The organism is Serratia sp. (in: enterobacteria) (assembly GCF_051654945.1).
GTDB lineage: Bacteria > Pseudomonadota > Gammaproteobacteria > Enterobacterales > Enterobacteriaceae > Chania.
In genome coordinates this window covers 470,022-481,372 of the sequence record NZ_JBOFZA010000072.1, presented here as the reverse complement: position 1 = coordinate 481,372, position 11,351 = coordinate 470,022, and the positions used below count along the sequence as shown (strand labels likewise).

Below are 11,351 nucleotides of genomic sequence, written 5' to 3'. Positions count from 1 at the left end.
ATAACGATGTGTACGACTTGCGGTTGCGCCAGCGGCGAAAAAACCATCGAGGGTGACGATCACCATCATCACGACGGCCACCATCACCACGACCATCATGATGCTCATCATCATTCTGATCACCACCATCACGGCGAACAACCTGCCGTGGTGATCCATCACCATCATCACCATCATCACTATCACCACCAAGGCGATGTGCACCATCATTATGCTGGTATCGCGCAGGCAGAACGCTTTACGCCAGAGGTGCAACCTCATTCGCAAGACTTGCACTATGGACACGGAGAGGCGGGGAGCCATGCGCCGGGTATCGGGCAACGCCGTCTGGTGCAGATTGAACAGGACGTGCTGAGCAAGAACAATCATCTGGCGGCCCACAACCGCGAACACTTTTCCGCGCAGCATATTCTGGTGCTGAATCTGGTCTCCAGCCCCGGCTCGGGCAAAACCACCTTGCTGACGGCCACGCTGCAACGATTGGCAGGCAAATTGCCCTGCGCGGTGATTGAAGGCGATCAGCAAACCAGCAACGATGCGGAGCGTATTCGCGCTACCGGCGTACCGGCCATTCAGGTTAATACCGGCAAGGGCTGTCATCTGGACGCACAGATGGTGCACGACGCGGCACATCGCCTGCAATTGCAGGATCACAGCCTGCTGTTTATCGAGAACGTAGGTAACCTGGTCTGCCCGGCGAGCTTCGATCTTGGGGAACGGCACAAGGTGGCGGTATTGTCGGTGACGGAAGGGGAAGACAAACCGCTGAAGTATCCCCACATGTTTGCCGCCGCTACGCTGATGATCATCAACAAGATCGACCTGCTGCCGTACGTGAACTTCTCGCTGGAAAAATGCATTGAGTATGCCCGCCAGGTTAACCCGTCAATCCAGGTGATTGCGCTGTCGGCCACCAGCGGTGAGGGAATGGATCTCTGGCTGAACTGGCTGGAGGCACAATAATGTGCCTCGGCGTTCCCGGTAAAGTGACCTCGGTAGGGGAAGATATCCATCAACTGGCCTGGGCCGACGTGTGTGGCGTGGCGGTCAGGATCAATATTGCGCTGGTCTGTGAAGGCTCACCGCAGGAGCTGATCGGCCAGTGGGTGCTGGTGCACGTCGGGTTTGCCATGAGCCTGCTCGACGAACAGGAAGCGCTGGAAACGCTGGCGGCATTGCAGCATATGCGTGCCGTCGGGCTGGTTCGGGATGAAGAGGATGCCGATGCGTTACGTTGATGAATTCCGCGATCCGGCGCTGTGTCAGGCGCTGTTAAGGCGCATCGAAGCACTGATGTTGGCCATTCCCCAGTCGCAACGCATGCCGCTACAGGTGATGGAGGTCTGTGGTGGCCACACTCACGCCATTTTCAAATTCGGCATTGATCAACTGCTGCCGGACAGCCTGGAGTTTGTCCACGGCCCCGGCTGCCCGGTCTGCGTATTGCCGATGGGGCGCATCGATAGCTGCCTGGAAATTGCCGCCCACCCGGAGGTGATTTTCTGCACCTACGGTGATGCGATGCGTGTGCCAGGGCGCAATGGGTCGTTGCTGGATGCCCGCCGCCGTGGTGCCGATATCCGGGTGGTGTACTCGCCGCTGGATGCGCTACAGCTGGCCGCCGATAACCCACAGCGCGAAGTGGTATTTTTTGGCCTGGGCTTCGAAACCACCATGCCTGCCAGCGCCTTGACCTTACAGCAGGCTCGTCTGCGTCAACTACGTAATTTCACCCTGTTTTGCCAGCATATCACCCTGATCCCGACCTTACGCAGTCTGTTGCAACAGCCCGATGTTCGCATCGACGGCTTCCTGGCACCGGGCCACGTCAGCATGGTGATCGGCAACGCGCCCTATCAGTTTATCGCTGCGGATTATCACAAGCCGCTGGTGGTGACCGGATTTGAACCGTTGGACATTTTGCAAGGTCTGGTGATGCTGCTGGAACAGCTTCGAGACGGACGTAGTGCGGTAGAAAACCAATACCGGCGTATCGTGCCGGATCAGGGCAATCTGCTGGCCCAGCGGGCGATGGCAGAAGTGTTTTGCCTGAAAGAGAGCAGCGAATGGCGTGGGCTGGGCGAAATAGCTCATTCCGGCGTGCAGCTCAAACCCGAGTATGCGGATTTTGATGCCGAACTGCGGTTTAAACCGCAGGCACAGCGGGTAGCGGACGATCCGCGTTCGCGCTGTGGCGAGGTGTTGACCGGGCGTTGCAAGCCGGATGCCTGCCCGCTGTTTGGCAAGCAATGTACGCCAGAGAACGCTTTTGGAGCCCTGATGGTGTCCTCGGAAGGGGCCTGCTCGGCTTACTATCAGTATCGCAGGGAGACCGTATAATGCGTGAACAGAACGACGGGCGGGAAATTACCCTGGCCCACGGCAGCGGTGGCCGCGCCATGCAATCCCTGATTGAAGAACTTATTCTGCCCGCCTTTACCAATCCGGCGTTAAATGCGCGCGAAGATCAGGCACGCATTGCATTGGATGAGCTTGCCACCTCGGGCGATCGCCTGGCGGTATCGACAGACAGTTATGTCATCGATCCTATCTTCTTCCCCGGGGGGGATATCGGCAAACTGGCGGTGTGTGGTACCGCTAACGATGTTGCCGTCAGTGGCGCACAGCCGCGTTATCTGAGCTGCGCCATGATCCTGGAGGAAGGACTGCCGTTTGCCACGCTGGAACGCATCGTCCAATCTATGGCCAGTACGGCACAGCAAGCCGGTATTCAGATTGTCACCGGCGACACCAAAGTGGTACCTCGTGGTGCGGCAGACAAAATCTTTATCAATACCACCGGCTTAGGAACCATCCCGACAGGTGTCCACTGGGGAGCGGCGAACATCCGTCAAGGGGACAGCATTATCGTCAGTGGCACCTTGGGCGACCATGGTGCGACCATTCTGAACCTGCGTGAAGGATTGGGTCTGGAAAGCGAATTAAGCAGCGATTGTGCGCTGTTGGCTCCGTTGATTGCTCCGTTGCTAGCGATTGCCGGGGTTCGCGCCTTGCGCGATGCCACTCGCGGTGGCGTAACGGCGGTGCTGCATGAGTTTGCGGCGGCCAGCGGCTGTGGCATGGCGATTTCTGAAGCAGCGCTGCCGTTGAAACCGGCGGTGCGGGGAATCTGCGAACTGCTGGGGCTGGATGCGCTCAACTTTGCCAACGAAGGCAAGCTGGTGCTGGTAGTGGCACCGGAGGCCGAAGCGCAGGTGCTGACTGCTTTACATCAGCATCCGCTGGGGCGCGATGCGGCGGTAATTGGCCATACCACCGAGCGGCAGCAGGTAAGCCTCACCGGGCTGTTCGGGGTTTCCCGCCGCCTGGATCTGCCGCTGGATGAGCCTTTGCCGCGCATCTGCTAGCCGGGATATTTGCCCCTCACCCCAACCCTCTCCCAAAGGGCGAGGGAGTCTGTTCGGCGTTGTGGTCAGGTACGGTAATCAAATGCTGCCTCCGAAACTGAAACGAACTCGATCGGTCCCCTCTCCCTGTGGGAGAGGGATAGGGTGAGGGGAGCAGGACTAACGAAAGGATCAGAACAAGATGGCAGAGTTTGAGCCGGAGAACATTGCCAGCAGCAACGGCCTTCGCCTGCGGATCAAGGGCAAAGTGCAAGGGGTGGGGTTTCGTCCCTACGTCTGGCTGCTGGCGCGGCGCTTTAACCTGTGCGGTGAGGTCAGTAATGACGGTGCCGGGGTAATCGTCCAACTGTGGCAATCGCCCGCCGTCACGGATTTTTTGCGGATACTGCCGCAAGAGTGTCCGCCCTTGGCACGGATCGACAGCGTCACCTCTGCACCTTTTACCTGGCCGCAACGGCCAGCAAGCTTCACCATTGCCAGCAGCGGCGCGGGGCAAGTGGATACCCATATCGTGGCGGATGCGGCCACCTGTGATGCCTGCCTGGCAGAGCTGAACTCGCCGCATAACCGGCGCTATCACTATCCATTTATCAACTGCACCCACTGTGGCCCGCGTTTTACCATTATCCGCCGGATGCCCTACGATCGGCCCAATACCTCAATGCAGCCTTTCCCGCTGTGCCCGCAGTGCCTGGCTGAGTATCAGGATCCCGCCGACCGTCGTTTCCATGCGCAGCCTACCGCCTGCCCAGAGTGTGGCCCGCAGCTGTGGCTCAGCGATGCCGCAGGCCAAACCATCGCCAGTGCCGATGATGCGTTGCAACAGGCTGCTCAGGCGCTTATTGCCGGGCAGATCGTGGCGGTGAAGGGGATCGGCGGTTTTCATTTAGCCTGTGATGCTACCAATCTGGTTGCGGTACAGCGCCTGCGCACGCGCAAACATCGCCCGGCCAAACCGCTGGCGGTGATGATGCCGGACACCCACTGGCTGCAAGTGTGCGTTCAAGATACGGAACCGACGGCACTGATAACACTGCTGCGTAGCCCGGCGGCACCGATAGTGTTGGTGCCTGCTCGTTTGCCAAGCCCCTTGTGCAACGCGATTGCGCCGGGGCTCAATGAGATTGGGGTGATGTTACCGGCTAATCCGCTGCAACATCTGTTGCTGCAACAGGTCGCGCGGCCATTGGTGATGACCTCTGGCAATTTGTCTGGCAAGCCTCCTGCACTGAGCAATCAGCAGGCGTTGGAGGAGTTGGCTGGCTTGGCCGATGTTTGGCTGCTACATAACCGCGAGATCGTCCAGCGGGCCGACGACTCGCTAGTGCGCTTGACCGGGCAGGGCAGCGAGATGTTGCGCCGGGCACGTGGCTATGTCCCTGATGCGATGGCTCTACCTCCTGGTTTTACTGCTCAACCAGCCATTCTGGCGCTGGGGGCTGACAGCAAGAATACCTTCTGCCTGCTGTGGGGGGACAAAGCGGTCGTCAGCCAGCATCTTGGCTCGCTGGAGGATGAGACCACCCGCCAACAACAGCAGCAATTGATGGCGTTGTTTGGCGAAATCTATGGCGTGACACCGCAGGCGATTGCCATTGACGCCCACCCCGACTATCTCAGCCACCAGCAGGGCCAAACCTTGGCTAATCAACTGGCGATCCCCTGTGTCACCACGCTGCATCATCATGCCCATCTGGTTGCCTGCCTGGCAGAACATGGCTGGCCGCGTGAGGGCGGCAAGGTGATTGGGTTGGCACTGGACGGACTGGGATATGGCCTTGGTGGGCAACTGTGGGGCGGGGAATGTCTGCTGGTGGATTATCAGCATTGTCAGCATTTGGGCGGGTTGCCGGCAGTGGCATTACCGGGGGGCGATGTTGCCGCTCGCCAACCATGGCGCAACCTGCTGGCACAGTTGCAGCGTTTTGTCCCTGATTGGCAATCCTTGCCAGAGGCCGCCGCGATCCCGCAACCGCAGGCGACGATCTTGCTGCGGGCGGTGGAACGGCAAATCAACTCGCCGTTGGCCTCGTCCACCGGGCGCTTGTTTGATGCGGTGGCCGCCGCGTTGCAGATCGTACCGTCACAAATTTCCTGGGAGGGTGAGGCTGCCTGCCAGTTGGAAGCGCTGGCGTGGCAAAGTGCACCTCATCAGCCCCCGGTTTCACTGCCGCTGCTCGGTAACCAGTTGGATCTGGCCACCTTCTGGCGGCAATGGCTTGCCTATCAGGCCACCCCAGCTCAGCGAGCCTATGCGTTCCATGTTGCATTAGCTGAGGGGTTTGCCGCATTGGCCCGCAGAGCCATGCAGCAATATGGCATCAATACCGTCGTGCTGTCTGGCGGGGTATTGCACAACACGCTATTGCGGCAGTTACTGCTGCAACAGCTCGCAGGATCACGGGTTTTGTTGCCATCACGCTTACCGGCAGGCGATGGCGGGCTGGCGTTGGGGCAGGCGTTGATCGCCGCCAACCGTTTTATTCAAGGCATGCACAAGGATGAGTTTATAACGTAATCAACTGTGTTAAAGAGTAAAAAAACACCTTCATTCACTAGAAAATTTAGGTATTCATTATGCGTATTAATGTCAAAGCTGTGGCTGTATCCCTTCTGGCGCTGTTCCCAATGTTGGCTTTTGCCCATGTGGGCAATGACGGCGGCGCGCATCACGTATTAAGCTTTACCGAAGGTTTTATCCACCCGCTGACCGGGATGGACCATCTGGTCGCCATGGTTCTGGTAGGGATCTGGAGCGCCATGAACACCAGGCAATGGTGGCTGGCACCGTTAGCATTTGCCGGTTTGCTGCTCACGGGGGCACTGGTTGGCATGGCTGGTGTAACCGTACCTGGCACCGAGTTAATCGTTGCCGCTTCACTGCTGGGGATTGGCGTGATGGTGGCTTTACAGCTGAAACTGTCGGCGATTACCGGCGCGCTGATTATTGGTGCTTTCGCCATTTTCCACGGCCTGGCCCACGGCGCGGAGCTGTCCCATTCGGTGGCGGCGCTTTCCGGTATGGTTATCGCCACGGCGATGCTGCACGTGGTTGGTTTGGGCATCGGTTATCTGCTGGCGTCTTCGTCTACGCACAGCGGTTGGGCGCGGGTGATCGGCGGCGGCTCATCGCTGCTGGGCATCGGCCTGCTCAGCGGTATTCTTTGATAACCCGAAGCCAATAACGGCAAGGCCATAATAATCCCTGTTAACGGCTGGATTGACGCGCGCTTTTTGGTTAAATTCCACTGGCGGTTAATGCAGGTGCTAACAGGGATTGTGGCAATGAAAAAATTTACCAGCGGTTTTGTTCGTTTCTCTTCGCATCCTCCCGATTATCAGCCATGAAAAAAATTGGCTGCCACGATCTGTTGTTTCTTCGCCACGATAAGAACGCCACTGGCGAAAGCCTGCTGCGGCGCATTCTGGCCGGGGATAAGGTTTTCTATACCTATAGCGACCAGTTTGCCGATGCCAGCGTGCTGGATAAATTGGTATCGGGTGATCGGGTGTATATTGGCGCGCATCGGTTGGCCGACGGCAGCTACTGGCTGCACTGGCTGGTGAGTGAGCAAAAAGGCATCCTGCAACCGCAAGCGGCCGATGAACGCCATCCTTCCGTACTCGTCTTGCAGATGGTGGGTTTCGTTGTGCTGTCTGCGCTGGCTTTGTCTGGTTTTTTCTGGTTCTCCAGCCTTTGGATGGCGGTCATTCTGGCGTTGCTGTTATGCTTTGGCGGGTGGGGCTGTTTTAGCGTCTTCTGCCAACTGACGACCAATGCTACCCGTAGGACGCGCCAGTCGCTGCAAGGTTTTGAGCGAGTCATGCATGGCGATGTGACTCTCTGCCAAACCTCTGGCACACCGCCTCCCGATTCGTTCGATGATGAACGGATGCCTGATGAACCCCACCTTGCTTGTATACCAAGTATTGCGACTCGTGTGAGCGCCAGACGCGAGATTATCGGCAGTGGTGAATACCAGCGTGAGGTGGTCGATTATCAATTCAGCTGTCGCGCCGGGCGGCTAACGTTTCGCACCGCGGTGAACCCCATGCAGGAAAACCTTAACCCGCTATTGTTGCGGGAGCATCCTTTTTTCCTGGCGGCCAACGATCCGTTGACGCTGTTGATTGCCCGCCCGAGCAACGCCGTGATCGGCATTGAAAATCGACGCGACGGCAGTACCTATCTCAACCGGCCGAGTGGTTTGGCCATATCGCTGCAACGTCTGGGGTGGTTGTATAAAACCTTGGCCGTTTGTTACCTGTCATTTATGTTGTTGCTGGCCTGCTTCACCTTGAATGACTGGTGGCACCAGGGCGGGATGCCGGATAAATGGGATTGGCTCGACGCTGCCGAAACGCTGACTAGTCTCGGCGTGTTGGGCATGATGCTCTGCTGCGGCCTGATGCTGTTGTTGGAGGTGGCAGGCTGGTTGGCTCGCCGAGATTCATTGGACGCGGCGGGTTTTGTCTTGGCTCGCCAAAAACTGGCGCAGTTCAAACGCCGCAGTGGCAAGTCTGCCTACCTTCAGGACGTGGCATGATTGGCCGTCGGTTTACCAAAGAAAAAAACTTAAATTAATGCAATTGCAGGCAGGGAATTGAGTGATGAAAAGAGTAATAGGTGTCTTGGGGCTAGGTTTGGTTTCTTGTTCTTCGCTGGCAGATTGTCAGCCGTTGCTGAGCGAATTGGCCAAGCCTTTCACCGCCAAAACCACCCTGAATACCGAGCTGTCCACCTGCAAGGTCTGGCCTTATGCCCCGGAAAAAACCATTGCGGTGCTGATGCTGGAAGCCAAAGGACAGGCTGAGCCAGATTTTACCGACTATGACGTTGCCGTCTACGTGGTCGATAGCCAGAGCGGTAAGGTGCTGGCCAGCAAATACCATCCCAGAGCGATTATGGATGATGCCATCTATACCAGCAGCGTGAGCATCGACACGGCGCGCTACCAACTGTCTCCAGAGCTACGTGCCTTTGGCGTGCGCTTTAACCACCGGGGATCTTCATCGGTCAATCCCATCAACATCGAACGGCTTAACCTCTATACCCTGCAAAAGCAGCAATTATCGCTGGTGCTCAATAATCTCACCATGGACGAATTCGGTGGCGAATGGGATGGCCAATGCACCGGCGACTTCAACGAGACCAAGCGCGTATTGGCTCTGGGGAAGTTGGCGCATAACGCTATGCAGGATTTGGAAATCCAGACCGTGCAAACCGGTAAGCAATCGAAGAAGAAAGGCGAGGAGTGCGTGCAGAACAGCAAAGTTGTTGCCAAAACCCGCGTCGAACTCAAGTTCGATGGGAAGGCTTATCCGGTGGCACAGGATAAGCTGCTCGATCACCGTTTTTGATCCGTAGCCATCATGAAAAAAATCTGTTTCTACGATCTGCCCTTTGTTCGCCACGATCAAAATGCGCCGAGTGAAGGCACGCTGCGGCGTATTTTGGCCGGGGACAAGGTGTTCTATACCTACAGCAAACAGTTTACCGATGCCAAGGTATTAAACCGCCTGGTTGCGGGGGATCGGGTATTGATCGGCGCCCATCAACTGGTCGACGGTAGTTACTGGCTGCACTGGCTGGTGTCGCCGGAAAAGGGAAACCTGCAACCGACGTTGGCCGACATTGATAAACCGGCCGCGCTGATGAAACTGACCGGTGCAACCTTGGTGCTGGTGCTCTCGGCGTTGGGCTATTTTCAGTTGCCGAATATCTGGCTCATGCTGTTGCTGTTCTTGGTGTTCATCTTCGGCTGCTGGTGGTTCGTGGCGTCGTTTCATCGGTTACTGGTGGGCATCAGCTGTAACACGCGCAGGCTGTTGCAAGGGCTGGAGAGCGTCAAACAAGGCGATACCTCAATGTGCCGCACCGCCACAGCGTTGTTAACCGGGCCGGGGAGCGGTGCAGCTTCACTACAAGCCAGCAATGCGCGGGATAACGATCTCGATACGCTCCAGCCGAACGATTTTCTGCTGGCCGATAAGGTGACTCTGACCAGTGTGAGCGGAGAAGCGGCCAATGTCAGTGCACACCGCGATTTTACCGGCAGCGGCAAAAGCCGCCGGGATTTTGTTGAATATCACTTTAGCTGTAACGGCGTGAGATACCTGTTTCGCAGCGGGTTTAACTCGATGACCGAAGGTCTGGATCCGCTGTTCTATCGACAACATCCTTTTTTCCTGGCGGCCGAAGACCCGGTGATGCTGGTGGTCAATCAGCAAGATAATGCGGTGCTGGGCCTGTGTAATGAAAGGGATGGTAGTGCCTATCTGAAACTGGGCGGCCTGGCCGTCTCTTTTCACCAGCTCAAACTGATGTATAAAGTGATCCTTGGCTGCTGCTCGTTGCCCATGGTGATGATGGTGCTTATCACCCTCTATGACTGGTGGGAGCAGGGCGACATGCCGGATCGCTGGGATTGGCAGTATGCCGCAGGTATGTTTTATGACTTTGGTTTGATGAGCGTCATGATCTTCTGCGTGCTGATGCTGGTGATGGAAATCAGCTGTTGGGTTACGCGCAGGAACTCGCTTGGCGCGGCACGTTTTGTCTTTGCCCGCCAGTTGCTGGTGCTGTTTAAACAACGCACCGGTGTAAAGCCCTATATTCAGGAAGTGCCCTAATGTTCAGTAAAAGCCAAACGCGCATGACTCTGCTGACCTTGGGAGTCATTGCTTCCTGGATGCTGTTTTATTTTGACGGCTTTGCCGGGTTTGCCCCCGATTGGCAGTGGCGGCAAGACTATCAGGCCGAGCAGCCGGCAGTCGTGGTGAGCGATCAGCGCCTGAGCAGTTTTCAGCAGGGGGTACTCATCACGGGCGTCAGCGATGCGATCCATACCGAGACCACCAAAATTGAGCGTGACCAGAATGCGCTGATCTATCACTACGACAATACGGTGCAGATCGATGTGCTGGCAGACCACGGGCCTCCCTTGTTGAACCTGCAGATATCCCTTGATACCAGTATGCTCCGCTTGATACTGGAGGCCAAGGTTGGCCGAGGCACGACCCGCAACCGGAGCTATGATGAACGCGCCACGATCCCGGTCAGCCAGATCATTATCGAAGATAATGGCCAGCTGCGTGTCAGCGCCCGCTTTTTGGGTTACGTGGCAGAGCAACAGTGTGATGCGCAAGGGCATTGCCTGATCGTGTTCGGCACCCGCTCATATAGCAAAGATGCCGTATTTTATTCGGCCGATGGTGGACGCCACTGGCGCTGGTTATCTCAGTGGCGAGAACCCGAGGACTATCAAACATCTCAACTCCTCGGTCTTTTTGGGGCACAGAGCGTACTGTTGGTGCAGCAGGGCAAACTCTACCGGTCAGACGATCTTGGCCAGCATTGGCAACAGCTATTCGACCTGCCAGAGTTGCTAACAGAGCGCGGGATCGATCCTGCCCTGTATGCGGCCAGTTGGTACTATAACGGCGGCGATCGGGTGATCGTGAGTAATCAGCCCCACAATACCGGGGAGGAGGAGGCTTTAACCGGTTCACTACTGCTCGATTTCAACCTGAAGTCTGCACGAGTTCAGACCAGCCAGTGGGTCAACGGTGAGATTATTGCCGCCGACATCAGCCCGCAGGGGGAGGTTGACTTTATCTTGCGCCAGCTGCCACGGCAGTTGTATAGCCTGAACCGCTGGCAGGAAAACGGCACGCTGCAACCGCTGCTGGAAACCGGCAAAAAAGCCTTGGCTAGGCTTTACGCGGGCAATAATCTGCTGATGATGAATAAACAGTTCAACGACCCGCTGCATATGACCGTATCTACCGATGGCGGCCAGCATTGGTTCAGAATGAAAAAGCTGCCTGATAGCTATGACTATCGCGTACAGTTTGACCGCTGGCGTAACCGCCTGTTCCGCTTCCCCACCCACGATTATAATTACCCGAAATTGGGTAATGCCGACGGTTTGGTGTATGAAACGACCACGCCTCCATGATGCAGCTGTTACGCATGGGCGA

Annotated in this window: 10 protein-coding genes; all 10 read left to right on the top strand. The window is 56.9% G+C overall.

Annotation, left to right across the window (positions count from 1 at the left end; translation table 11 throughout):
* Nucleotides 1-6 precede the first annotated feature (6 nt).
* Complete coding sequence (gene hypB / locus ACRDCA_RS12865; RefSeq protein WP_438689859.1) at nt 7-963, top strand: hydrogenase nickel incorporation protein HypB; 957 nt, start codon at nt 7-9, stop codon at nt 961-963.
* Entirely contained in the window at nt 963-1,238 is a 276-nt protein-coding gene (gene hybG / locus ACRDCA_RS12860) for a hydrogenase maturation factor HybG (protein WP_438689858.1), read from the top strand. The genes hypB and hybG overlap by 1 nt, the downstream gene beginning before the upstream one ends.
* Nucleotides 1,225-2,340, top strand: a complete 1,116-nt coding sequence (gene hypD, locus ACRDCA_RS12855; RefSeq protein WP_438689857.1) for a hydrogenase formation protein HypD — start codon at nt 1,225-1,227, stop codon at nt 2,338-2,340. Before hybG ends, hypD begins: the two co-directional genes overlap by 14 nt.
* The gene (gene hypE, locus ACRDCA_RS12850) at nt 2,340-3,368 is read left to right on the top strand and encodes a hydrogenase expression/formation protein HypE (protein ID WP_438689856.1); all 1,029 of its coding nucleotides are present in this window, start codon (nt 2,340-2,342) and stop codon (nt 3,366-3,368) included. Before hypD ends, hypE begins: the two co-directional genes overlap by 1 nt.
* A gap of 181 nt (nt 3,369-3,549) precedes the next feature.
* On the top strand, nt 3,550-5,886 hold the full coding sequence (hypF, locus tag ACRDCA_RS12845) for a carbamoyltransferase HypF (RefSeq protein ID WP_438689855.1): 2,337 nt from the start codon (nt 3,550-3,552) through the stop codon (nt 5,884-5,886).
* Nucleotides 5,887-5,945: 59 nt separating this feature from the next.
* Nucleotides 5,946-6,536: a HupE/UreJ family protein gene (locus tag ACRDCA_RS12840; protein ID WP_438689854.1), complete on the top strand. Its 591-nt coding sequence runs from the start codon at nt 5,946-5,948 to the stop codon at nt 6,534-6,536.
* Between the two features lie 176 nt (nt 6,537-6,712).
* Entirely contained in the window at nt 6,713-7,915 is a 1,203-nt protein-coding gene (locus tag ACRDCA_RS12835) for a hypothetical protein (RefSeq protein ID WP_438689853.1), read from the top strand.
* A 64-nt stretch (nt 7,916-7,979) separates the two neighbouring features.
* Nucleotides 7,980-8,729: a hypothetical protein gene (locus ACRDCA_RS12830; RefSeq protein ID WP_438689852.1), complete on the top strand. Its 750-nt coding sequence runs from the start codon at nt 7,980-7,982 to the stop codon at nt 8,727-8,729.
* A 12-nt stretch (nt 8,730-8,741) separates the two neighbouring features.
* Nucleotides 8,742-10,001: a hypothetical protein gene (locus ACRDCA_RS12825; RefSeq protein ID WP_438689851.1), complete on the top strand. Its 1,260-nt coding sequence runs from the start codon at nt 8,742-8,744 to the stop codon at nt 9,999-10,001.
* Entirely contained in the window at nt 10,001-11,329 is a 1,329-nt protein-coding gene (locus ACRDCA_RS12820; protein WP_438689850.1) for a hypothetical protein, read from the top strand. Before ACRDCA_RS12825 ends, ACRDCA_RS12820 begins: the two co-directional genes overlap by 1 nt.
* Nucleotides 11,330-11,351 lie beyond the last annotated feature (22 nt).